This window comes from Sphingorhabdus sp. Alg239-R122, assembly GCF_900537065.1.
Lineage (GTDB): Bacteria > Pseudomonadota > Alphaproteobacteria > Sphingomonadales > Sphingomonadaceae > Alg239-R122.
In genome coordinates this window covers 393,424-415,553 of record NZ_UNRC01000002.1, presented here as the reverse complement: position 1 = coordinate 415,553, position 22,130 = coordinate 393,424, and the positions used below count along the sequence as shown (strand labels likewise).

Below are 22,130 nucleotides of genomic sequence, written 5' to 3'. Positions count from 1 at the left end.
TTCTCCTTGATTGTCAAAACACCACCACGCTGCGGATACTTTCCCCCACGTGCATCAGGTCAAAACCCTTGTTGATCTCTTCCAGTTTCAGGACATGGGTAATCATCGGGTCAATCTCGATCTTGCCGTCCATATACCAATCGACGATTTTCGGCACGTCAGTCCGTCCTTTGGCGCCGCCAAAAGCGGTGCCGCGCCAATTGCGACCAGTTACCAGCTGAAACGGGCGTGTGGCAATTTCCCTGCCTGCCTCGGCCACGCCGATAATGATCGAAGTACCCCAGCCCTTGTGACAGCATTCCAGCGCATCGCGCATCACATCTGTATTACCGGTACAGTCAAAACTGTAGTCCGCGCCGCCATCAAGCATCTCGACCAGCGCCTCGACAACATTGCCGGTATCGCTGGGATTGACGAAATCCGTCATCCCGAATTTACGGCCCCATTCTGCTTTATCAGAATTGATGTCAACTCCGACAATCCTGTCCGCACCCGCCATTTTTGCACCCTGGATGACATTGAGACCAATGCCGCCCAGACCGAATATGACGACATTGTCCCCGGGTTTCACCTGCGCAGTATTCACTACCGCACCCACGCCCGTCGTAACACCGCAGCCGATATAGCAGCTGGTTTGAAATGGCGCGTCCTTGCGGATTTTCGCGACTGCAATTTCCGGCAACACCGTGAAGTTTGAGAAGGTCGAACAACCCATATAATGGTAAATACTTTCGCCCTTATAGCTGAACCTGCTTGTGCCATCGGGCATCACCCCGCGCCCCTGAGTCTCGCGGATCGCGCTGCACAGGTTGGTCTTGCCGCTCAGGCACATTTTGCACTGCCGGCATTCGGGCGTGTAAAGCGGAATCACATGATCCCCCACGGCCACCGACGTTACACCCGCACCCACTTCACGGACAATGCCCGCTCCTTCATGGCCCAGCACGGCGGGAAACAGCCCCTCGCTATCCAACCCATCCAGCGTATAGGCATCGGTATGACAGATGCCCGTTGCCATGATTTCGACCAGCACCTCACCCGCCTTTGGTCCTTCCAGATCGAGCTCGACAATCTCAAGCGGCTGCTTCGCTTCAAATGCAACGGCGGCACGTGTCTTCATGGGGGCATACCTTTCGTGAATTTCACTCCATTAATATCAGCGGCATGGCTTTTGTCGAATATATTATTCGGCTGGCACACACATGCTTGACTCTATTCGCGCACAGGCCTTCACTGCATGTACATAGCTGGCGAAGGGGAGAGAAGATGACATTAAGCAGACGCAGTTTCATGAAAAAGGCGCAGGCGGCTGGTATTTTCTATGCCTCACTTTCACTGAGCGGCAGCGCGCTGGCATTTGAAAAAACCGGCAAGCATCCGCTTGTTCCCGATCCGGATGGTATCCTCGATCTTCCCGAAGGCTTTACATATCGTCTTATATCAAAAGCCGGCGATATGATGTCCGACGGTTTTTTCCGCCCCGGGCGCGCCGATGGCATGGCCTGTTTCCCGCACCCGGATGATGACGGCAAATGCATATTGATGCGCAACCATGAAAACTGGCCTTCGACTGAAAGCGGCAGCCCGTTTGGCGATAATGACGAGCTATTGGACAGGCTGCCCGAGGGTAAGCTGTATGACACCAAAGCCACCGGACGCCCTTTTTTCGGCGGCGTGACCAAGCTGGTTTACGACCTTGAAAAGAAGGAGATGGTGGAGGATTTTCTGGTGCTTGCCGGCACTGCCGGCAATTGCGCGGGCGGGCCAACCCCCTGGGGATCCTGGCTTAGCTGCGAAGAAGCCGCGGTGGTCCCTGCCGAAGGTGCGAACAAGCATCATGGGTTCGTGTTTGAGGTCCCGGCCTCTGCCACCGGACCGGTCGACCCCAAACCAATCACGGCAATGGGCCGGTTCGTTCACGAAGCTGCCGCCGTCGATCCGCAGACCGGTATTGTCTATATGACCGAGGATAACCCACGCGGGCTGTTCTACCGCTATATTCCCGATGTGCCGGAGCAGCTACACAAAGGCGGTAAGTTGCAGGCACTGGTGATCAAGGGACGCCCCTCTGCTGTCACGAGCAACTGGCCCAGGGACTGGGGCGGGGAAGGCCAGGGGCCGACCACCTATATGGCCAATGAGATATTCGCCGTTACATGGATCGATATGGAAGACGCCACCAATTACGAGCTACCTGGTAATGAGCTTGCCAAGCGCGGCCATGCTGCGGGTGCTGCACAGTTCTTTCGCGGTGAAGGCATGGACTATGCGCTGCGGAGCGATGGCAAGACCGGTGATATCTATTTCAGCTGTACGCAGGGCGGCATCATGGGTACTGGGCAGATTTGGCGCTACACGCCCAGCGCCACATCAGATGGTGTACTGGAACTGGTCTATGAATCGCCCGGTGCCGATACGATGGATATGTGTGACAATATAGCGGTTGCACCTTGGGGCGACCTGGTCCTGTGTGAAGATGGCCGCGGTGACCAGTATCTGCGCGGACTGACATCCGAAGGGCAGATATATGAGATCGCCCGCAACGCGCATTCGGAAAAAAGCGAATTCTGCGGCGCCTGCTTCTCCCCCGACGGACAGGTGATGTTCGTCAACATTCAGGAACCGGGGCTGACGCTGGCGATCGAAGGGCCTTGGAAAGCACTGAAATCCTAACTTTCATGGCATCTTGATGTAGCGGGTAATTTGTTACATTATTCTCATGATATTACCGCGGGAGGAAATGTCATGGATACGGGCCAAAAAGTGCAGATTGCGCCAGTTTCAGTTGCCAGCGACCTCAGGATAAGCGACCTTCGCGCCGCTCTTGCGGCAGGCTGGCGGGACTTTATTGCACATCCCGCATTCGGACTGTTTTTCGCCGCGATCTATGTGATTGGCGGCATATGCATATATTTCGGGCTTTTTGAGCGCGGCGAAATCATGTGGCTGATCCCCGCTGCAGCGGGCTTCCCGCTGCTCGCGCCTTTTGTCGCCGTGGGATTATATGAAGTCAGCCGCCGCCGCGAGGCCGGACTGCCAATGAGCTGGCGCGCGGCGCTGGGCGCGATGCGCGGGCATGGCGATGAACAGATACTGAGCATGGGCGTAATCCTGTTTGTCGCATTTAGTTTCTGGCTCATGATTGCACACGGCATTTTCGCGGTTTTTGTGGCTCAGGCCGGTGCCGGATCAGAATCAATAGAATTCTTTTTCACCGGCACAGGCCTGGCAATGCTTCTGGTTGGCAGTATTGTCGGCGCATTAATAGCGCTCGCCTTTTACGCGATCACCGTTATCAGCCTGCCGTTGCTGGTTGACCGTGAAGTCGACTTTATCACTGCCATTATCGTCAGCCTGGCCACCATACGATCGAACAAGTTCGTAATGCTGGCCTGGGCTGTCATCATCGCAGTTACATTGTTTATCGCCATGCTCCCGCTTTTCCTCGGCCTGTTTATCGTGCTGCCGGTTCTCGCCCACACCACATGGCATCTGTACCGCCGCGTGGTGGATGACACCCGCACAGAAACTGCTTGATCATGCTCTTGGATCATCCGGCTATCCACTCGCCGGATTTCACACCGTCCAGTGTCCAGTCGCCAACACTCCACCGCACCAGCCGTAGCGTCGGATAGCCGATCGCGGCGGTCATGCGGCGCACCTGCCGATTGCGGCCTTCGCGGATAGTCAGCTTCAGCCAGCAATCGGGCACGGTTTTGCGGAACCGCACCGGCGGGTCACGGTCCCATAAACCGGGCGGATCAATCCGCTCCACCTCAGCAGGGCGCGTCCATCCATCTTTTAATTCCACACCGCGGCGCAGTTTGGAAAGCGCACGCTCTTCGGCATCCCCTTCAACCTGCACCAGATAGGTTTTGGGCATTTTGAACTTCGGATCGGCAATCCGTGCCTGTAATTTGCCATTATCCGTCAGCAGCAAAAGACCCTCACTATCACGGTCGAGCCGTCCTGCCGGATACACGCCGGGTATATCGATATAATCGGAGAGGGTCGCACGCGCGGTTTCCGTACCGCGATCGGTGAATTGCGAAAGCACACCATATGGCTTGTTAAACAGAATTAACTGCGGCATGGCTTTGTCATCTTTCGTTCTGTCACATATTTAATCTGGCGATGCTCCTATTGAGCGAGCCGTGTTTTCCAGGCGACCATATATGCAATTGCAAGATTTTGATATTGATGTTTTCCTGCGCGATCACTGGCAGAAAAAGCCGATGTTGATAAAAAACGCCTGGCCGTCATGGGATAACCCGATCACGCCTGATGAACTGGCCGGGCTGGCGTGTGAGCCGCAGATTGAATCGCGGCTGATTACGAAAACAGGCGAGGCGTGGAACGTTGAAAATGGTCCATTGCCAGAAGCGCGTTTTGGCGAGCTTGAAGCAAAAGACTGGGCTTTGCTGGTGCAGGCCGCCGATCATTATGTACCGGCGGTTGCTGCTCTGATCGAACCGTTTCGCTTTATCCCCAACTGGCGCATTGATGACGTTATGGTCAGCTATGCTGCCGATGGCGGCGGTGTGGGACCGCATTATGACCAATATGACGTGTTCCTGATCCAGGGCCTGGGCAAGCGCAGATGGCAGGTGGGCGAGATCTGCAATTCGGACACACCCATGTTGCCTAATAGCGATCTGCGGCAGCTTGCCGAATTTCAGCCAACGCAAGAATGGATATTGGAACCCGGCGATATATTATATGTGCCGCCGCGCATCCCACATAACGGAACCGCAATAGGTGATGATTGCATGACCTATTCCATTGGCTTTCGCGCACCATCGCGTGCCGAACTGATTGCCGATTATTGTGACGATCTTCTCGAGCATCTGGACGATGATGACCGTTACAGCGACACCGGCTTAAAACTACAAAGCAATCCGGGCGAGATTCCTGCTGCAGCGATAGAGCAGCTCCACACTATGCTCACCGAAAAAATAAACGACCGCGAAACTTTTGTGCGCTGGTTCGGTGCGTATAACAGCACCCGCAAATATCCCGATATGGACTGGACACCGGAAGAACCGCTGCAATCCGGCCAAGTGCATAATATACTGGCCAATGGCGCATGCCTGCTGCGCAATCCCGCCAGCCGTTTTTCATTTATTCGTCATGAGGGCAATTCGGTTTCATTATTTGCCGATGGCGATTGTTATGACTGCACCGACGAAACAACCGCCTTGGCCGAGCAAATCTGTTCGCAAGAAATTGTTTATGTGGATTCTGAATTGACAGCATCACAGCAAACTATCGCACTTATTGCCAAATTGTATAATAAGGGTAGCTTGGCTCTCGATGACGGTGAATAGAGATACAACACAGCCTGTCCAATGCAATTACAGTCCGCTTTATCCCGAGAGCGCACTCTGTCTTAGGCCACCTCGAATGTCATGGTCTGGGGTTTCGCTGACTGTCTTCTTCTGGGTGGAATGCAGAAAAAACGGTCGTTAAACTCTAGTCTGCAATCACGATCCGATATCCCGCATCATATTCTTCCGACTTGCATAAATGTCCATAAAGACGATCCCATTCACCGGTTCCAATGTCGTCAGCAAGCTTCTTTAGCCCCACATCTACTCCGTTAATCGCCCAGAACGATGAACTGCCCGATCGAATACGTGAATCAAGATAGGCTTCTGGACGCCGCCAATACGCATAGAGGAAGCCGTCGCTACAGTCGTGAGGTACGGGCAACGGTATTACTCGAACAGGCCCAAGCCAGCGCGTATAGTCAGACATGGTGGGCATCTGTGCATCGTCCAACGCGGCCAGTTTGGGAAAGTAGCCGGTAAGCCAGGGCCGCATCGACGGATCAAACGTGAGCAGTATAACGCGGCCACGCGTTACTCGCCTGATCTCACGCAATCCGGCTTCTTTATCCGGCCAGTGATGGATCGTGAGGATGGCCATGGCAGCGTCGAAACTATCGTCGTCGAAGGGAAGATCATCTGCGGATGCTTGAATGCAGGGTGCAGCTAGACGACTGCGCTTCCGGATCATTTCGATAGATGGTTCTACTGCCGTAACTTCACGATCCGTCGGCTCATATGAACCAGTGCCAGCGCCAACATTTAGGACCGTGCGAGCAGTCCCTAAAGTGTCCTCGATGGCAGCTGCGATTCGTGGATCGGGCTTTCGAAGATCAGCGTAGTTGACGCCGATAGTATCGTAATGGGCTGCCATTTGGCCAATATAGAGGCAAGAAACTGCTATCTGCAATTGGCGATTTTAACCCCGGCAGAAAACAACTGGCTTTGGAGTCGTTTTACCCGGATATGGGCAACCGTATCTTCGCACTTTACCTTCGTTAGCGATGTCCGCTAGTTTCCAAGGTTATGACCGATGCTGCAACCCAGGTGATTGCCATTCTACGCGCCGACCCGCGCCGTTGGCAACTGCTTGGCGTAGTCAGTGAGCTGGGTTTACCCGATTGCTGGATTGGTGCTGGCTTCGTCAGAAATGCTGTTTGGGATCATCTGCATCAGCGCACCATTTCACCTATAAGGGGGGATATTGATGTAATCTGGTATGATCCCGGGCAAACTGATCCAACCGAAGACAGACGCCACGAGGCTGCACTTTTGTCAGTGGAACCAACAATTGCATGGTCGGTGAAAAACCAAGCAAGGATGCATGATCGCAACGCAGACCTACCCTACACTTCTGCGACAGATGCAATGCGATATTGGCCTGAAACAGCCACTGCTGTTGCAGCAAGACACCTTGGAGATGATAGTTGTGAAGTCGCAGCACCCATTGGCCTCAAGGACCTGTTCGGATTGATCTTGCGGCCCACACCCCGCTTTGCTGACGAAAAGCACGACATTTACGTCGAAAGGCTAAAGACCAAAGGTTGGCTCAACAATTGGCCTTTGCTGCGGGAAGTCTAAGATCACAAAAGATCGGCTGCAATTGGGAAGAAAGCTCTGCTAATGATTGGCTGTATTTGGGTGCATAGCGGCGATAATCTGTTAAGCTAAAGCCCATGAAAGAACATTTCGAACGCCATAAGCAGCCATGGAACAGCGAAGAGATCCAAAAACTTCATGCATTTGCGAAAAAAGGAATGACGCTCAAGGCAATTTCCAAAGCCCTGACCCGCAGTGAAGAATCAATCAAGAAGCGGGCCAAATCTGACAAGCTCAAAATTGCGAAAAAACGATAAACCTTGCCAGTTGCGCCATAGCGATATGTTCAGCTAGTAATACCTAAATACCTATTTAACCGCCGCCTGACAGAACTTCATCCACGGTCCCTGTGGTGACCGCGTGATAGCCGCTGCGCGTTTTGGCATAGATGCGTCTCGCGATGGGTTGACCCCATGTGCCCTGCTCCATCAGCGCTTCAAACAGGGGGGAGACAAATTTGCGGCGCCCCACCGTGCCAAGGAATTTTTCAGCCAGCGGCACCGCGGGTTCATAACGGTTCTGCAGTGCCAGTTCGAGCCAGGCGAACAGGATTTCATTATTGCCGGATGCTGACAGGCCAAGGTCATTATCAAGCTTCGCCAGTTCCTCGTCCGACAAGTCGCGAGGCAGCTTGCTGAGCAGGCGCAGCCGTTCTGCGCTGGTCCACTTGCCCCAAACAGCTTCATCGAGCGTGCGGCTGCTGGCATAGGCCTCCGCCGCTTTGTCCACCTCGGCGAAAGCAGCCGGGTCAGGGCGCAGCGCATTGGACGGCAGCCCGGGTTTATACACCCATTCGTCCAGCATCAGCCTTGCTTCCAGCCCTTCGTCACCCTTGACCAGGTTATCCCGCATATCCGCGAGGAACATGGCCGATGTCGCAGGTTCAAAAGCATGCCGGTCGAACCAGCTTTCCAGCCACACATCGAATTTCTCGCGCCCGACGATTGATTCCACCGTGTGCAGGAAAGTCGCGCCTTTGTCGTAAATGACGCCGCTCGTCCCGCCCTCAGGGGCTGCATTTTCGCCGGTCAGGTGCAGCGCGGTGATGGCATTGGCGGCGCCTTCTTCGGCAATGGTGTCTTCCATCGCCGCAAAATTGAGCGCGCGTTCCTGGCTCGCCCGTTTTTCGCCATATAGTTTCTCGATAATCCGGTTTTCGAAATAGCTGGTGGTGCCCTCGTTAAGCCAGCTATCCGCCCAGTTGGCATTGGTCACCAGGTTGCCCGACCAGCTATGCGCCAGCTCATGCGCGATCAGCCCGGTCAGGCTGCGGTCACCCGCGATGAAAGTCGGCGTCAGGAATGTCATAACCGGGTTTTCCATGCCCCCGTAAGGGAAGCTGGGCGGCAGCACGATCATGTCATACCGGCCCCAGCGATACTCACCGTAAAGCTCTTCTGCCGCATCGATCATCTTTTCCGTATCGGCAAGCTCTGCCGCGGCCCTGTCCAGCATCACCGGTTCAGTCCACACGCCCGAACGCGGCCCCAGTTCCTGAAACACGATATCGCCCGCAGCAATCGCGATAAGGTAGGGAGCAACCGGCTTGTCCATGGCAAAACTGAAGGTGCGGCGGCCTTCACCGGTATCCACCGGATCACCGCCGGAAAGGCCGGACATCACGACTGTCAGCGGGTCAGGCGCGGTAATTTTCGCTTCCCATGTCTGGCGGATGCCAGGGCTGTCCTGCGTCGGTATCCATGTGCGGTTCAGCGTTGGCTGGCCCTGGCTGAGCAGATAGGGATGCTCCCCGCCCGCCGTCTGCGCAGGCACCAGCCATTGCAGCGCCTTGGCATCGGGGCCTGATGTATAGGTAATGACAACCTGCCGCTTATCGCCCATGGTGATCGCCAGCGGCGCACCCATGCCGTCCTTTGCCGCACCCAGCTCAAATGGCAGGGCATTGCCCGCATCATCGGTGACCGATGATATTTCCAGCGCCATCGTGTCGAGAATGACCGTATCCGCGCCATCCGCTGCCATGATGTCGAGTGTCGCCGTGCCGCCAACATTCCGGTTTTCAAAATCGAGCGCCAGGTCCAGCGCGACATGGGTGACCCGCGCGATTTCGGGCTGGGCATAGCTATACGGGTCTTTCGCATCATCGCTGGTGAGTATCGGCGACACAATCGGCTCGCCATTGGCCTCTGGTGCATCGCTCTGCGTGGAACAGGCCGTAAGGGCAGCAGCACTAAAGATCAGGCATAGGGTGGCAAACAGACGCATGGGGAACACTCCGGAAAAGGGAAATAGACACCAGCACTAAAGTTGGGACACAATGATTGCAAATGATATTCGTGGGGTGCGCTATATTCAGAGTGGTACAAAGGAAGATATTCGCACCCAGCGCCCTGACAACTGTTTTTATTGGAATTCAGGATGAGGCAATCACCTGTCCATGCTTGAAATACCCCGAAAGCGGACATTAAGTTTTGTCTTTTAACGGCAACAATTGGGGTGGAAAGCGGACGTTTACAATACCACATGACGTGATGCGATCTGCGAGTTCTGTTGCTTTCCTGTCGCGCATTGACTGCCAATCAGATTACTAGGCCGATGACAATGTAGCTCGCTAGTCCGTATGTCGCAATCAGGCCAAAGCTCATAAACAAGCCACGCAGGCCATCATTGCCGTTGATATAGCTATACGAGTGCCCAAGCCGGGATATTGCGAATATTATGAGCCAGACTTGCGCCGCAATCGTGGTAGGTGAGATCATGATCATGGAGACTGCAAGTAGCGCAAAGTGAATTGTATTCTCGGTCGCATTTCGATGCGCGTTATGCCTACGTTTGAGTTCTTCCCATCCTTTTTGAGTGACGTTTTCCTTGCTATTCTCGCTGCTTTCCCATTCTTCAGGCGTGGCGTGCAGCCCATATTGCAACCTTGTTAGTTCAGTGGTTGTCATGAGCCAGGTGTGGTTCAGCAAAAGCAACATTGCTGCAATAGCCAACGCAAGAACTGCCTCGGATGATGGTAGCGCAACGATGGCAGGCCGAACGCCAAAAGCGAAGAGGTTCAAAATTACGCTAATCACCAGCAATGCGAGCGGGTATGCTAGAATTATGACCTTAACGCGGCTCTTCTTGGTGTCCGAATCAATCATTGGGTGTCATGCCCTTCTCGATATTGCATGGAATGGTGGGGAGGTTTTGATCATCAAAATCAAATATATATGCTGCTCCAGACTCATTGCCGTGATCATCATTACGAACTGCCGCAATCAACGCATTATTATGCGACATCGCGACGCTCCAGCCCAGCAAATCGCCGGATGCACCATCGTGGGCCGTCAACTTGGTCAATAGTGTCCAAGAGGTTCCAGCGCGCTTGAAGACGTAGGCAGCGCCGGAATTGTCACCTCGATCGTCCTGATGCATTGCGCCAATCAAGGCCGTGTCTTTGTTGAGCGCAACGTCGCGCCCGAATCTATCATCCACGTCGCCGTCCGGGGCGACCAGCTTTGCTTGCTGATGCCACGTCGTTCCTCTTCGTGTAAATACATATGCAGAGCCCGCATCAACGCCCATCACTTTGTCATCATCTCGCCGTGCCGAGATCAAGGCGGTGTCACCAGATAGGGCGACCCGGACACCAAAAATGTCAGTTTCTGCTCCATCCGCAGCTGTTAGTTTAGCCTGCTGAACCCATTTGTTTCCAGACTGAACGAACACGTAAGCGGCCCCTGCATTGGTCGCCCTTTCGTCGTGCAAGTCGGCACCAACCAGGATCGTATCGTGAGTAAGTGCAACGCTTATGCCAAACAGATCGCCAGTTAAGCCATCCCTAGCTGTAAGCTTAGCTTGCTGCTCCCAATTTTCTCCGTTGCGAGTGAACACGTAAACGGACCCTGAACCATCACCCTTGTCGTCATCATGCGGCGCTCCAATCACTATCCTATCGCCAAAAATTGCTACATTCTGACCAAATGCATCGTCCGCATCACCATCTGACGCCATAAGCTTGGCTTGCTGTTGCCAAGCGTCACCCGAACGCTCGAACACATAGGCTGCCCCTGCATTGTTGCCGTTCCCGTCATGGCCGATGGCGCCGACAACCGCCGTGTCACCCCAAATAGCCACATTCCCTCCGAGCGTGTCATTCGCCCGGCCATCGAGAGCGGTGAGCTTGGCCCGCGGTTGCCAAACGTTCCCGGTGCGACTGAATATATATGCAGCCCCCGCGTCTAAGCCCTTGATCTCGTCATCGGCTCTAAAGGCCCCGGCTATTGCTGTATCCCCGGAGATCGCAACGCTAAAACCGAAGAAATCTTCCGAAGCTCCATCACTGGAAAGAATTTTGTGTTGCGTAGGCGGGGAGGAGGCGTCGGCGGAAGCAAGAGAGGGCAAGATCGGGCAGTGACGACCGCCACTGTGTCGCGCTTCGCGGTTTGGGTTTATGGTAATGGCTTCGGAAACATTGGCTTCAATCGCGTCCGCTTCAGTAGCTAAGACTGATAGTGTAGCACTCAATAACAGCAATTCTGTCGTTAGTTGCATGCGGTTGCACTTTCTACAAATGTTAAAAAATCACTTGCTTTTCAGGTATGAAACTCATTTGCGCCGCACGGTATGGTCTTCGGAAACGTCCTGGCCATGTTGTTCGGTAAAGTTCACTTACCATTCGACTAACAGCATATGCAGCGAGCTTATTGGCCGGTCCAGTGAAGCCGCACCAACGACCGCAATTGGGGCGGAAGCGGAAAGGCAGTTGCTGTATCCGCAATGTCCGCTGTTACGCCCTAAGCAGGCACTTTGCCGCACTCGGCTGTTGTCACACTGAATAGTGAATACTCTCTTGCAATATTGCCTACCCCGCCACCGGCACTGCCGTTTCATACTTAATCCGCTCCATCGCGAAGCTCGCTGACACATCGGATAGCGGCGCGGCGGCGATCAGTTTTTTGTAGACGCGGTCATAATCTGCGACATCGCGGACCATGATCTTGAGCAGATAGTCGACATCGCCCGCCATTCGGTAGAATTCTGTGACTTCCTCAATCGCTGCTGCGGCGCGCGCAAATTTGTTGAGCCAGGCCCGGCTATGGTCATTGGTCTTGACCGCGACCATCACGGTCATGGCAATGCCCAGTTTTTCCGGATCCACGATCGCGACGCGGCGAGTGATAACACCCGTTTCTTCGAGCCGCTTTATCCGGCGCCAACAGGCATTGGTGGACAGGCTGAGCTTCCCGGCCAGTTTTTCGAGCGACAGGGAAGCATCTGCCTGCAAAGCCTTTAGGATATTACGGTCATTGTCATCAATATTTTCTAACATATTTCATATAAATAGAATTTATTTCTATTTATCCAGAAAAATCGTGTATTTTCGGCAATGATTTTGCGCCTGCATGACCCTATTTTCTCCATCAGCAGATAATCACCAAGGGTTTTGTTTGAGATGCACGATATGGTTGGCCGATATGAAAATTGCCGCGCAAAAGCGCTTTCCCCGCTCATCGGCAACACACCGATGCTGGCCATCGACCTGCGCCATAGGGGCCGCGACCTCACCATTTATGCCAAGGCCGAAATGTACAACCTGTCGGGCAGCATCAAGGACCGCATGGCGCTGTCCATCCTGTCCGAAGCGAAAGCGGCGGGCAGGCTGAAACCCGGCCAGCCCATTGCCGAGGCGACCAGTGGCAATGCGGGCATCGCCATTGCCGCGCTGGGCCGTGCCATGGGACATCCGGTCACCATATTCATGCCCGACTGGATGAGCGTGGAGCGCCGCCATATCCTGGCCAGCCATGGTGCGACGGTGAGGCTGGTCAGCAAGGAAGAGGGCGGTTTTCTGGGCGCCATCGCGCTTGCCGAGAAAATGGGTAAGGAAGAAGGCGCATTCCTGCCGCGGCAGTTTTCCAACCCCGCCAATGTCGCCGCGCATTATAACGGCACCGCGCCCGAGCTATGGGCGCAAATGGACGCGCTGGGCATTGATATTGCGGGGTTTGTCGCCGGCGTGGGTACCGGCGGTACTGTCATGGGCTGCGGTGCCTATCTGAAAGAGCGGCATGCAGCCATTAAAGTGCATCCGGTCGAGCCGGTTGAATCCCCTACCATGTCGACCGGCCATAAAGTGGGCCATCACCGCATACAGGGCGTTTCCGACGAATTCATTCCCGAAATTGTCAAGCTGGACGCCCTGGACGCGGTCATGGCCGTGCATGATGGCGACAGCATTTTAATGGCGCAAAAGCTCGCCAGCGAATTCGGCCTGGGTGTCGGCATTTCCAGCGGCGCGAACCTGATCGCAGCGATTGAACTCGCCATGACGCTGGATTGCGGCAATTGCGCGGTTGCAACGGTGTTTGCCGACAGCAATGTCAAATATCTTTCCACCGACCTGTCGCGGCAGGAGCCTATTAAACCCGGCTACATTGCGCCAGATACCGAGTTGCTGGATATTCGCACGATACGCCAGTTGAATGGCGCAGCATGACTGGCTAGCATGGCTTTCATGCAGCAGGCCCATGATTTCCACACCGAAAGCGATGCGCTCCACCAGATCGTCCAGCCTTTATCCGATTCCGGTCTGGAGCAGGTTACGGCATTTAAAGGCTGGACCATCAATGATGTAATCGGCCATCTGCATATCTGGAACATCGCCGCCGATCTTTCGCTGCGCGATGAAGCTGTATTCCGCGCCTTTTTCGCAGAGGTCGCGGCCAGTTTCCAACAAGGTTCACTGAAGGATTTTGAGCGGAACTTTCTTGAGAACCTTCGTGGCAAGGCGTTGGTCGCGCAATGGCATGAAGACTATAAGGAAATAGCAAAAAACTTCGCCAAGGCTGATCCCAAGGCGCGGTTACCATGGGCGGGGCCCAGCATGAGCGCACGCTCCTCAATCACCGCGCGCCTGATGGAAACATGGGCCCATGGGCAGGAAATATATGACCTGCTTGGACTAAAGCGACAGAATGGCGACCATATCCGCGGCATTGTCGTGCTGGGCGTCAATACTTTTGGCTGGACCTATAAGAACCGCCGGGAAGATGTACCGGAGCAGATGCCCTATCTCGTGCTGACCGCGCCGTCCGGGGATATCTGGACCTATGGCGAAGAAAACGGGAATGAGCGGATTGAAGGTCTGGCCGAGGAATTTTGCCAGGTGGTCACGCAAACACGCAATATTGCCGATACCCACCTCCAGGTCACCGGCGCTGTCGCCGCCGACTGGATGCAGAAAGCCCAATGTTTTGCGGGCGCACCAGTCCCGCCTCCGCCGCCCGGAACCCGCGTTACAAAGCCTCGCTAAAGAATATCTAATATCGCGCCAAAACAATTTGCTTTGCCTTTATCGCGCCTCACTCACACATTGCAGGTTCAGTAAGTGTGAGAAAGGCGGGCCGATATGGCTGAAACAGGCACAGTATATCTTGTCGGCGCAGGTCCGGGCGATCCCGACCTGCTGACAATCAAGGCCGCACGCCTTATCGCGTCGGCGCGCCTTATCGTACATGACGGGCTGGTGGACAAAGCGATACTCGATATGGCTTCGCCTCAGGCGCGCCTTATCTCTGTCGCCAAACAACGCGCACGCCATACCCTGCCACAAGATCAGATTAACCAGCTGCTGGTGAATGAAGCGCTGAAAGGCCATGATGTCGTGCGCCTGAAGGGCGGCGATCCCTTTATATTCGGGCGCGGCGGCGAAGAAGCCGAAGACTGCAAGGCGGCGGGCGTCCCTGTAGAGGCTGTACCCGGCATTAGTGCGGCCAATGGTGCGGCGGCAGAGGCCTTGCTGCCTCTCACCCACCGCGAAGCCGCGAGCGCGGTGACATTTGTCGCGGGCCAATGCAAAGGCCTGACCGACCAGAACTGGGCCGGGCTTGCCGGACAGGACCGCACGCTCGTTATCTATATGGGCGTTGCCACTTCAGAAATGATTTCGGAAAAACTGATCGCAGACGGTGTGTCGCCCGATATGCCTGTCGCCGTTCTGGAAAAAGGCACGCGCGAAGATAGCCGCGCGCTGCGCACCGTGCTTGCTGATCTGGGCGGCATGATTGTGCGTGAAAATGTGAAAAGCCCCGCGCTGATCGTGATTGGCGAAGTCGTAAAACGGTGCGGAGCAGAAGACAAATTCGCGCAGTTCAAGGCGCTGGCACAGCAATATGAAATGGAAGAAAGCACATGAATCTCCTGACGGGAAACGACCTGAAAACCGGTGATGTTATCTGGTGGGCAGGCGATAAAGGCTGGTCGCTACACGTCGCAGATGCGGCAGACGCAGGCGACGAGGGCGAAGCTATATTGGCCCGCGAAGAAGCTGCGCGCCGCGTCAACGCAAGCTATATTGTCGCTGCCGAAGCCACAGGCAAAGGACCTATGCCGCTGCATATCAAAGAGCGCGTGCGCGCATCCGGCCCTACAGTGCGCACCGATCTTGCCATCAACACTGATATTCCGATTGTGAACGCGTAAAAGCGCGGGAGAAACCCATGTATAAATATGATGAATATGACCAAGCGATGGTGGATGCCCGTGTCGAGGAATTCCGCGATCAGACGCGCCGCCGCCTTGCAGGCGAACTGACCGAAGACCAGTTCAAGCCGCTCAGACTGATGAACGGCCTCTATCTGCAACTGCACGCCTATATGCTACGCGTCGCCATTCCCTATGGCACGCTCAATAGCCAACAAATGAACATGCTGGGTCATATCGCACGCAAATATGACCGCGGTTATGGCCATTTTACGACACGGCAAAATATCCAGTATAACTGGATCAAACTGGAAGACGCGCCTGACATTCTGGCTGACCTTTCGACCGTCGAAATGCATGCGATCCAGACCAGTGGCAATTGCATCCGCAATATCAGTTCGGATCAGTTTGCGGGCGCAGCGGCAGACGAAATTACCGATCCGCGACCCTGGGCCGAATTACTGCGCCAATGGTCGAGTTTTCACCCCGAATTTTCCTATCTGCCGCGCAAATTCAAAATCGCGGTAATTGCCAGCGACGAAGACCGCGCGGCAATGCGCCTGCACGATATCGGAATCCAGCTGATCCATAATGACGCGGGCAAGCTTGGCGCGAAATTCTTTGTCGGCGGCGGCATGGGCCGGACACCGATGATTGGCCCGGAAATCCGCGATTTCGTGCCGGCCGATGAGCTCATTCATTATGCCGAGGCCTGCCTGCGCGTCTATAACCGCTATGGCCGCCGCGACAACAAGTATAAGGCGCGGATCAAAATTCTTGTCCATGAGCTGGGCAAAGACGAATATACCCGGCAGGTGGAAGAAGAATTCGCGCATATGAAGACGCTCGGCCTCAATCCGCCTGTGGCTGAATTGGCGCGCATCACCGAATTTTTCCCGGACCCAGCCTATGACACAACCGCAAATGATGAGCTGGACCTGACCGATCCCGATTTCCGTATCTGGGTCGAACAAAACACACACCCGCATAAACAAGCCGGATATGCCATTGCCAATATCAGCCTCAAGCCGACAGGCGGTATTCCCGGCGATGCCAGCGCAGATCAAATCGACCTGATGGCAGACCTTGCCAAAGAATATAGTTTTGACGAGCTGCGCGTGACGCATGCACAAAATATCGTGTTGCCACATGTTAAAAAGTCCGAACTTTATGCGCTATGGCAAAAACTGGATGATGCAGGTCTAGCTCCGGCCAATCTTGATCTGATCAGCGATATGATCGCCTGTCCCGGCCTCGATTATTGCAGCCTTGCCAATGCGCGCTCGATTCCGGTGGCACAGAAAATCGGCCAACGTTTCTCCGATATTGGCCGACAAAAGGAACTGGGCGAGCTCAAACTCAAAATCTCCGGCTGTATCAATGCCTGCGGCCATCATCACGCTGGTCATATCGGCATTTTGGGCGTCGATCGCAAAGGCGTGGAAAATTACCAACTTTCGCTCGGCGGTTCCGGCGCGGAAGATGTAAGCCTCGCCAAAATTACCGGTCCCGGCTTTGATGAAGATGGGATTGTCGATGCCGTTGAAAAAGTAACGGACGTGTACCTGCGCGACCGCGAGGGTGATGAGCGTTTCGTCGACACCTATCGCCGCATCGGCATGGTCCCGTTCAAGGAGGCGCTTTATGACTGATATCATTATATTTAACGATCGCTCCGCATCAGACGCAGTGGCCGTCTCTCTCGAAGGTTTTTTGGGCGCAAGCAACACCACCGCCGTACGTATCGAACCTGGTGAGGACATCCGTGAACTTTTGCCGCATCTCGACCGAGTCGCTTTGGTTGAAATCAATTTTCCCGTATTTGGTGACGGACGCGGATATAGCGCAGCACAGATATTGCGCGAACACGGCTTTACGGGTGAACTGCGTGCAATTGGTGATGTACTGGTTGATCAGCTCGCTTATATGCTGCGCTGCGGTTTTGACAGTGCAGACCCCGATCAGGCACTCGATGCAGATGCTGTTCAAAATGCATTAAACCGTTATCCTCATGTCTATCAGAAAACGACGGGAACAGCCCCGATATCCGGGCGCCGTCCGATCTGGGAAATACGCCATGAATGAGCAAGCCCGTACCATCGACCGTCTTGACGTTGCCCCGCGCTATACCGAAGGCGATGCAATTCGTCTGAACAATATGTTCCGCGGCACAGACCCTGCCGAGATGATGGAAACCGTAATCCGCGACAATATTGCGGGCGATATGGCCGTTGTATCGTCTTTCGGCACCGAAAGCGCGGTATTGCTGCACATGATTGCCAGTGTCGATCCATCCGTACCCGTGCTGTTTCTCGATACCGGCAAGCATTTTGCGGAAACGCTGGAATATCGTGATGTACTGACGAAACGTTTGGGCCTGACCAACCTCATCATCATCACACCCGATGGAGAGCAACTACAGGCCAAGGATGAAACCGGTCTGCGCTGGTCCTATGATCCCGATGGCTGCTGCGAAATCCGCAAGGTGAAACCTCTGGAAAAGGCTCTTACCGCCTATGATGCATCGATTACCGGGCGCAAAGGCTTCCAAAGCTCGACCCGCAATGGCCTGCCGCGTTTTGAAGTCGATGGAGATCGCCTGAAAATTAATCCACTCGCCAACTGGACCAAAGAACGGCTCGATACCTATTTCGAAAAATACGATCTACCGCGTCATCCTCTTGAAGCCGAAGGCTATCCCTCTATCGGCTGCGCACCGTGCACCAACAAAGTCGCGCCCGGCGAAGATCCGCGCTCAGGCCGCTGGAAAGGCTGGGACAAAACCGAATGCGGTATCCATAGTGACGTGACCCCACTCCCCGGCAAAGACGACGATAATGGCGCGAACGACCCGATCTTCTAATACGGTTTATTCATACGCTTCAGGTGCATAGGCGTCGGATGCAAGATCGCTAAAGCGGGTTACTTTTGCTTCGAACTTCATTTTCACTTTGCCGGTCGAACCATGGCGTGATTTGGCGACGACCAGTTCAGCCAGCCCAAACACGCGTTCCATTTCCATCGCCCACTGTGCATGCGCGTCATGGATTTTGGCATCGTCGCCATCATTAGGTGTTTTTGGTTCTTTCGACGCCACATAATAATCTTCGCGATATACAAACAGCACCATGTCGGCATCCTGCTCGATCGAACCTGATTCACGCAGGTCGGAAAGCTGTGGTGTTTTGTCTTCGCGCTGTTCCACCGCACGGCTTAGCTGTGACAGGGCCAGCACTGGAACCTGCAATTCCTTGGCAAGCGTTTTAAGGCCTCGGCTGATTTCCGAAATCTCATTCACGCGGTTATCATTGGCTTTACCGCTCCCCTGCAAAAGCTGCAGGTAATCCACCACGATCAAGCCAATATCGTGCCGTCTTTTCAGCCGCCGCGCCCGTGTACGCAGCGCCGCGATGGTGAGCGCAGGCGTGTCATCAATAAATAGCGGTAAATCCTGCAATTCCTGACTGGCGCGCGACAGGTTATGGAAATCCTCACGGCTGATCTTGCCCATGCGGAGTGCTTCGGACGAGATACCCGATTCCGACGCCAGGATACGCGTGGCGAGCTGGTCCGCGGACATTTCCAAGCTAAAAAAGGCGACTTTCGCCCCTACCCGTTTGGCAGGTTCAATACCGTCCAATTCTTCGCGCTGCCAACGAGAAGCCGCATTAAAGGCAAAGTTGGTGGCCAGAGATGTCTTGCCCATGCCGGGCCGCCCGGCCAGGATCATAAGATCGCTGTTATGCATGCCGCCGATTTTTTCGTTTACCGAGGAAAGGCCAGTGGTAACGCCTGACAGATGGCCGCCGCTGTTAAACGCCTTTTCGGCTATTTTAACAGCTTCTGTGGTCGCCGTGCCGAAACTCATCGCACCGCTGGAATCACCATCGCCTTCGGCCACCGAATAGAGCGCGGACTCCGCATTTTCTATCTGCCCCTTGGGATCAACGGCTTCGCTGGTGTCCATCGCATCGTCGACCAGCGACCGGCCAACCTGCACCAATGCGCGCAGCAGGGCGAGGTCATATATTTGCGAGGCAAAATCACGCGCACCGATCAGACCGGCACCATCGCCTGTCAGCTTGGCCAGATAACCAAGGCCGCCCAGTTCCTTCAATCCCTCATCACCTTCAAAATAAGGTTTGAGCGTCACGGGTGTAACCACCATGTTGCGATCAAGAAGTTTCAGAATCTGCTCATAAATCCGTGCATGAGTCGGCTCGAAGAAATGCTCCGGCTTCAGCTTGATCGGCACGTCCTCGGCAACGCGGTTATCAATCAGCAGCGCACCCAGAAACGCAGCCTCCGCTTCGATATTGCGGGGAAGCTGCTGCACTGCGTCGGTGCCGCTGCCATCAGAATCAGTTTCAAGATCAAATGCTGTTGCCATGCGCTGTGTAATGCAATTTTTTGGGAGCCTGTTGCAATGGTTTCCATTTAATTATTTTCAGCGGCCTGTCTGTGGACAACGAGGATAAGTTTACCTTTCCTCTTGCCCTCCGCCATTCCATCGGCAAAAGCTATATTCACCATGTCCAACCCGCGCATCATCCATGTTGATCTTGATGAAGAAACGATTCTCTGGCGTAATGCTGATATCGAACAGGAGCGCCGGATCGCGATTTTTGACCTGATCGAAGACAATTATTTCAGGCCCGAACGCGAATATGATGGCGGGTATGCCGGACCATATCGCTTACAGCTATCCGTACATGAAGGCCGCCTGGCACTTGCGATCGGCACTGAAGGTGAACAGCACCTGGAAACCATTGTGTTGGCCCTTGGCCGTTTCCGCCGCCCCATCCGTGACTATTTTGCGATATGTGACAGCTACTATCAGGCCATTCGCAAAGCCACCGCGCAGGAAATAGAAACGATCGATATGGCGCGGCGCGGTGTGCATAATGATGCAGCAGAAATGCTGAAAGAGCGACTGGAAGGCAAAATCGACGTTGACTTTCCAACTGCACGGCGGCTTTTCACGCTTATCTGCGTATTGCATATCAAGGGATAGGGCTGTGCCGGGGGCAATGAAAAGATAATGCTGCAGCGATATCGCAAAAAGCTGGTTTGGTTAGCTGTGCTGGCAATTATTGCATGCATAGCAGGTATTGTTGCATGGAACTATATTGGCAAATGGACGCCGCAGCGCGATCAATATCCTACTCAGGGCGTCAGTGTCAGTGAGGGTAATGGCAGTATAAACTGGCCGAATGTCAAGGCGCTTGGTGCCGGCTTTGCCTATATCCGCGTCGGTCATGGCGCAGATATCCGTGACCGCAATTTTGCAGCGAATTTCATGGGTGCCCGTAAGGCAGGTCTGCGTGTTGGCGCATTGCATCAATATAGCCTGTGCGATATCGCGCAGGAACAGGCAACGAATTTCGTCACAACCGTACCGAGGTCTTCCGCTGCGCTGCCACCTGCCGTTGCACTGGATTTCCATGAGGCGTGCAAAACGCGGCCCGTGCGTTCGCTGGTGCTGAGCGAGCTTGGTACCTTCCTGAACCAGATAGAAAGCCATAGTGGCAAACCCGCCATATTGCGCATCAGTCAGGATTTTGAGGAAAAATATAAAGTCAGCGAGGCCATTGGTCGGACGATATGGGTAACAGGCAATTTTTTTGAACCCGATTATGCCGCAAAGCCATGGGTCATGTGGCAAGCGAATGACTATTACCGTATCAGGGGAATTGACGGTCCCGTCAAATGGAGCGTTGTGCAAGGCAGCGAGTAAAAAATGACAGTAAAATTATCCGAAGATGAAATAGCAAAACTGGACGATACTGCGCAGGCGGCGGCACTTAAAGGCTATGCCCCCTATTCCCGTTTCCATGTCGGTGCGGCCTTGCTGTACGATGATGGCACCATTATCACCGGCGCGAATTTTGAAAATGCCAGTTACGGAATGACGCTTTGCGCAGAAACCGTGGCCGTTGCTAAAGCCAGTAGTGAAGGCCGACGCAAGGGATTGCGTGCCGTGGCCATTGCGGGCGGACGGGTCGAAAATGGAAAACTTGTCATGGATAGCGCCCCTGTGACACCCTGTGGTCGCTGCCGCCAGGTTCTGAACGAAGTTATAGCAGCCCCAGCCGGGAACGCCGCGATCATTTGTTCCACATCAAATGAACCCGTCCTCTTTGACTTTTCCGACCTGTTGCCGCAGCCTTTTGGTCCCGCACAGCTCGGCATTGATATAGACTAAAGGCATATACACTCATGAGCATACTTTCCGACAAGTGGATACGCACGCAGGCGCAGGCAAATGGTATGATAGAACCGTTTGTCGAGGCACAGCGCCGTGATGGCTGTATCAGCTATGGCCTCTCCTCCTATGGCTATGACGCCCGCGTTGCACCGGAGTTCAAGATTTTCACCAATGTCGATTCCAGCGTGGTCGACCCTAAGAAATTTGACCCGAAAAACTTTGTCGACCGTGAAACCGATGTCTGCATCATCCCGCCCAACAGCTTCGCATTGGCGCGTACCGTGGAATATTTCCGTATCCCAAGCGATGTACTGGTCATTTGTCTCGGCAAATCCACCTATGCACGTTGCGGTATTATCGTGAATGTAACCCCGCTTGAGCCCGGTTGGGAAGGTCATGTGACGCTGGAATTTTCCAACACCACCCCGCTACCAGCCAAGATCTACGCCAATGAAGGCGCGTGTCAGTTCCTGTTCCTGAAAGGTAACGAACCGTGCGAAACCAGCTATGCCGACCGCGCGGGCAAATATATGAGGCAAAAGGGTGTGACTCTGCCCAAGCTTTAG

The 22,130-nt window shown here is 54.4% G+C and carries 24 protein-coding genes; 16 read left to right on the top strand and 8 right to left on the bottom strand.

Features of this window, described 5'->3' with window-relative positions:
• Window positions 1-13: 13 nt before the first annotated feature.
• Window positions 14-1,120 (bottom strand): S-(hydroxymethyl)glutathione dehydrogenase/class III alcohol dehydrogenase, encoded by a 1,107-nt coding sequence (locus tag G6Q15_RS03880; RefSeq protein WP_164115796.1) that lies wholly within the window; start codon window positions 1,118-1,120, stop codon window positions 14-16.
• A 146-nt stretch (window positions 1,121-1,266) separates the two neighbouring features.
• Here G6Q15_RS03880 and G6Q15_RS03875 point away from each other — a divergent pair, with 146 nt between their 5' ends.
• A complete protein-coding gene (locus G6Q15_RS03875) occupies window positions 1,267-2,673 on the top strand; it encodes an alkaline phosphatase PhoX (protein ID WP_164115794.1) in 1,407 nt (468 codons plus the stop codon).
• A gap of 72 nt (window positions 2,674-2,745) precedes the next feature.
• Complete coding sequence (locus tag G6Q15_RS03870) at window positions 2,746-3,537, top strand: DUF2189 domain-containing protein (protein WP_164115791.1); 792 nt, start codon at window positions 2,746-2,748, stop codon at window positions 3,535-3,537.
• Window positions 3,538-3,550: 13 nt separating this feature from the next.
• Here the strand turns inward: G6Q15_RS03870 and G6Q15_RS03865 are convergent, their stop codons facing one another.
• Complete coding sequence (locus G6Q15_RS03865) at window positions 3,551-4,093, bottom strand: pseudouridine synthase (RefSeq protein ID WP_164115789.1); 543 nt, start codon at window positions 4,091-4,093, stop codon at window positions 3,551-3,553.
• An 82-nt stretch (window positions 4,094-4,175) separates the two neighbouring features.
• Between G6Q15_RS03865 and G6Q15_RS03860 the strand changes: the two genes are divergently transcribed.
• Window positions 4,176-5,327 carry a cupin domain-containing protein gene (locus G6Q15_RS03860; RefSeq protein ID WP_164115787.1) on the top strand — a complete coding sequence of 384 codons (1,152 nt, stop codon included), beginning with the start codon at window positions 4,176-4,178 and terminating at the stop codon, window positions 5,325-5,327.
• A 145-nt stretch (window positions 5,328-5,472) separates the two neighbouring features.
• Here G6Q15_RS03860 and G6Q15_RS03855 read toward each other — a convergent pair whose 3' ends face one another.
• Window positions 5,473-6,201: a class I SAM-dependent methyltransferase gene (locus G6Q15_RS03855; RefSeq protein ID WP_164115785.1), complete on the bottom strand. Its 729-nt coding sequence runs from the start codon at window positions 6,199-6,201 to the stop codon at window positions 5,473-5,475.
• Between the two features lie 152 nt (window positions 6,202-6,353).
• On the opposite strand from G6Q15_RS03855, the gene G6Q15_RS03850 reads away from it, so the two are divergent.
• Complete coding sequence (locus G6Q15_RS03850; protein WP_164115783.1) at window positions 6,354-6,908, top strand: nucleotidyltransferase family protein; 555 nt, start codon at window positions 6,354-6,356, stop codon at window positions 6,906-6,908.
• Window positions 6,909-7,003: 95 nt separating this feature from the next.
• A complete protein-coding gene (locus G6Q15_RS03845; protein WP_164115781.1) occupies window positions 7,004-7,183 on the top strand; it encodes a hypothetical protein in 180 nt (59 codons plus the stop codon).
• Window positions 7,184-7,238: 55 nt separating this feature from the next.
• Here the strand turns inward: G6Q15_RS03845 and G6Q15_RS03840 are convergent, their stop codons facing one another.
• From G6Q15_RS03840 to G6Q15_RS03825, 4 genes are all read right to left on the bottom strand, one after another.
• On the bottom strand, window positions 7,239-9,152 hold the full coding sequence (locus G6Q15_RS03840) for a M1 family metallopeptidase (protein ID WP_164115779.1): 1,914 nt from the start codon (window positions 9,150-9,152) through the stop codon (window positions 7,239-7,241).
• 314 nt (window positions 9,153-9,466) lie between these two features.
• A complete protein-coding gene (locus G6Q15_RS03835; RefSeq protein WP_164115777.1) occupies window positions 9,467-10,033 on the bottom strand; it encodes an MAPEG family protein in 567 nt (188 codons plus the stop codon).
• Window positions 10,026-11,426, bottom strand: coding sequence for an FG-GAP repeat protein (locus tag G6Q15_RS03830; RefSeq protein WP_164115775.1), 1,401 nt, complete (start codon window positions 11,424-11,426; stop codon window positions 10,026-10,028). Before G6Q15_RS03830 ends, G6Q15_RS03835 begins: the two co-directional genes overlap by 8 nt.
• A 310-nt stretch (window positions 11,427-11,736) precedes the next feature.
• The gene (locus G6Q15_RS03825) at window positions 11,737-12,204 is read right to left on the bottom strand and encodes an Lrp/AsnC family transcriptional regulator (RefSeq protein WP_164115773.1); all 468 of its coding nucleotides are present in this window, start codon (window positions 12,202-12,204) and stop codon (window positions 11,737-11,739) included.
• A gap of 123 nt (window positions 12,205-12,327) precedes the next feature.
• On the opposite strand from G6Q15_RS03825, the gene G6Q15_RS03820 reads away from it, so the two are divergent.
• From G6Q15_RS03820 to G6Q15_RS03790, 7 genes are all read left to right on the top strand, one after another.
• Window positions 12,328-13,371 carry a PLP-dependent cysteine synthase family protein gene (locus G6Q15_RS03820; protein ID WP_164115771.1) on the top strand — a complete coding sequence of 348 codons (1,044 nt, stop codon included), beginning with the start codon at window positions 12,328-12,330 and terminating at the stop codon, window positions 13,369-13,371.
• 18 nt (window positions 13,372-13,389) lie between these two features.
• Window positions 13,390-14,187, top strand: a complete 798-nt coding sequence (locus G6Q15_RS03815) for a TIGR03084 family metal-binding protein (RefSeq protein WP_164115769.1) — start codon at window positions 13,390-13,392, stop codon at window positions 14,185-14,187.
• A 96-nt stretch (window positions 14,188-14,283) separates the two neighbouring features.
• Window positions 14,284-15,069: a uroporphyrinogen-III C-methyltransferase gene (cobA, locus tag G6Q15_RS03810; RefSeq protein WP_164115768.1), complete on the top strand. Its 786-nt coding sequence runs from the start codon at window positions 14,284-14,286 to the stop codon at window positions 15,067-15,069.
• Entirely contained in the window at window positions 15,066-15,356 is a 291-nt protein-coding gene (locus G6Q15_RS03805) for a DUF2849 domain-containing protein (RefSeq protein ID WP_164115766.1), read from the top strand. Before cobA ends, G6Q15_RS03805 begins: the two co-directional genes overlap by 4 nt.
• A 17-nt stretch (window positions 15,357-15,373) precedes the next feature.
• Window positions 15,374-17,008: a nitrite/sulfite reductase gene (locus tag G6Q15_RS03800; protein ID WP_164115763.1), complete on the top strand. Its 1,635-nt coding sequence runs from the start codon at window positions 15,374-15,376 to the stop codon at window positions 17,006-17,008.
• Window positions 17,001-17,441 (top strand): DUF934 domain-containing protein, encoded by a 441-nt coding sequence (locus G6Q15_RS03795; protein WP_164115761.1) that lies wholly within the window; start codon window positions 17,001-17,003, stop codon window positions 17,439-17,441. Before G6Q15_RS03800 ends, G6Q15_RS03795 begins: the two co-directional genes overlap by 8 nt.
• The gene (locus G6Q15_RS03790) at window positions 17,434-18,219 is read left to right on the top strand and encodes a phosphoadenylyl-sulfate reductase (protein WP_164115759.1); all 786 of its coding nucleotides are present in this window, start codon (window positions 17,434-17,436) and stop codon (window positions 18,217-18,219) included. Before G6Q15_RS03795 ends, G6Q15_RS03790 begins: the two co-directional genes overlap by 8 nt.
• Window positions 18,220-18,225: 6 nt before the next feature.
• On the opposite strand, the gene G6Q15_RS03785 is transcribed toward G6Q15_RS03790, so the two are convergent.
• Entirely contained in the window at window positions 18,226-19,746 is a 1,521-nt protein-coding gene (locus tag G6Q15_RS03785; protein WP_164115756.1) for a replicative DNA helicase, read from the bottom strand.
• Window positions 19,747-19,887: 141 nt separating this feature from the next.
• Here G6Q15_RS03785 and G6Q15_RS03780 point away from each other — a divergent pair, with 141 nt between their 5' ends.
• Genes G6Q15_RS03780 through dcd form a run of 4 tightly spaced genes read left to right on the top strand, consistent with a single transcriptional unit; the run spans window position 19,888 to window position 22,130 of the window.
• Entirely contained in the window at window positions 19,888-20,370 is a 483-nt protein-coding gene (locus G6Q15_RS03780) for a UPF0262 family protein (RefSeq protein ID WP_164115754.1), read from the top strand.
• 27 nt (window positions 20,371-20,397) lie between these two features.
• On the top strand, window positions 20,398-21,093 hold the full coding sequence (locus G6Q15_RS03775; RefSeq protein ID WP_164115753.1) for a GH25 family lysozyme: 696 nt from the start codon (window positions 20,398-20,400) through the stop codon (window positions 21,091-21,093).
• 3 nt (window positions 21,094-21,096) lie between these two features.
• Window positions 21,097-21,561, top strand: a complete 465-nt coding sequence (locus G6Q15_RS03770; RefSeq protein ID WP_164115750.1) for a cytidine deaminase — start codon at window positions 21,097-21,099, stop codon at window positions 21,559-21,561.
• 14 nt (window positions 21,562-21,575) lie between these two features.
• Window positions 21,576-22,130 carry a dCTP deaminase gene (dcd, locus tag G6Q15_RS03765; RefSeq protein WP_164115748.1) on the top strand — a complete coding sequence of 185 codons (555 nt, stop codon included), beginning with the start codon at window positions 21,576-21,578 and terminating at the stop codon, window positions 22,128-22,130.

Bases quoted from the DNA above. Each gene is read 5' to 3' on its own strand.
- G6Q15_RS03880 (WP_164115796.1), bottom strand. From the start codon at position 1,120: ATGAAGACACGTGCCGCCGTTGCATTTGAAGCGAAGCAGCCGCTTGAG.
- G6Q15_RS03875 (WP_164115794.1), top strand. From the start codon at position 1,267: ATGACATTAAGCAGACGCAGTTTCATGAAAAAGGCGCAGGCGGCTGGT.
- G6Q15_RS03870 (WP_164115791.1), top strand. From the start codon at position 2,746: ATGGATACGGGCCAAAAAGTGCAGATTGCGCCAGTTTCAGTTGCCAGC.
- G6Q15_RS03865 (WP_164115789.1), bottom strand. From the start codon at position 4,093: ATGCCGCAGTTAATTCTGTTTAACAAGCCATATGGTGTGCTTTCGCAA.
- G6Q15_RS03860 (WP_164115787.1), top strand. From the start codon at position 4,176: ATGCAATTGCAAGATTTTGATATTGATGTTTTCCTGCGCGATCACTGG.
- G6Q15_RS03855 (WP_164115785.1), bottom strand. From the start codon at position 6,201: ATGGCAGCCCATTACGATACTATCGGCGTCAACTACGCTGATCTTCGA.
- G6Q15_RS03850 (WP_164115783.1), top strand. From the start codon at position 6,354: ATGACCGATGCTGCAACCCAGGTGATTGCCATTCTACGCGCCGACCCG.
- G6Q15_RS03845 (WP_164115781.1), top strand. From the start codon at position 7,004: ATGAAAGAACATTTCGAACGCCATAAGCAGCCATGGAACAGCGAAGAG.
- G6Q15_RS03840 (WP_164115779.1), bottom strand. From the start codon at position 9,152: ATGCGTCTGTTTGCCACCCTATGCCTGATCTTTAGTGCTGCTGCCCTT.
- G6Q15_RS03835 (WP_164115777.1), bottom strand. From the start codon at position 10,033: ATGATTGATTCGGACACCAAGAAGAGCCGCGTTAAGGTCATAATTCTA.
- G6Q15_RS03830 (WP_164115775.1), bottom strand. From the start codon at position 11,426: ATGCAACTAACGACAGAATTGCTGTTATTGAGTGCTACACTATCAGTC.
- G6Q15_RS03825 (WP_164115773.1), bottom strand. From the start codon at position 12,204: ATGTTAGAAAATATTGATGACAATGACCGTAATATCCTAAAGGCTTTG.
- G6Q15_RS03820 (WP_164115771.1), top strand. From the start codon at position 12,328: ATGCACGATATGGTTGGCCGATATGAAAATTGCCGCGCAAAAGCGCTT.
- G6Q15_RS03815 (WP_164115769.1), top strand. From the start codon at position 13,390: ATGCAGCAGGCCCATGATTTCCACACCGAAAGCGATGCGCTCCACCAG.
- cobA (WP_164115768.1), top strand. From the start codon at position 14,284: ATGGCTGAAACAGGCACAGTATATCTTGTCGGCGCAGGTCCGGGCGAT.
- G6Q15_RS03805 (WP_164115766.1), top strand. From the start codon at position 15,066: ATGAATCTCCTGACGGGAAACGACCTGAAAACCGGTGATGTTATCTGG.
- G6Q15_RS03800 (WP_164115763.1), top strand. From the start codon at position 15,374: ATGTATAAATATGATGAATATGACCAAGCGATGGTGGATGCCCGTGTC.
- G6Q15_RS03795 (WP_164115761.1), top strand. From the start codon at position 17,001: ATGACTGATATCATTATATTTAACGATCGCTCCGCATCAGACGCAGTG.
- G6Q15_RS03790 (WP_164115759.1), top strand. From the start codon at position 17,434: ATGAATGAGCAAGCCCGTACCATCGACCGTCTTGACGTTGCCCCGCGC.
- G6Q15_RS03785 (WP_164115756.1), bottom strand. From the start codon at position 19,746: ATGGCAACAGCATTTGATCTTGAAACTGATTCTGATGGCAGCGGCACC.
- G6Q15_RS03780 (WP_164115754.1), top strand. From the start codon at position 19,888: ATGTCCAACCCGCGCATCATCCATGTTGATCTTGATGAAGAAACGATT.
- G6Q15_RS03775 (WP_164115753.1), top strand. From the start codon at position 20,398: ATGCTGCAGCGATATCGCAAAAAGCTGGTTTGGTTAGCTGTGCTGGCA.
- G6Q15_RS03770 (WP_164115750.1), top strand. From the start codon at position 21,097: ATGACAGTAAAATTATCCGAAGATGAAATAGCAAAACTGGACGATACT.
- dcd (WP_164115748.1), top strand. From the start codon at position 21,576: ATGAGCATACTTTCCGACAAGTGGATACGCACGCAGGCGCAGGCAAAT.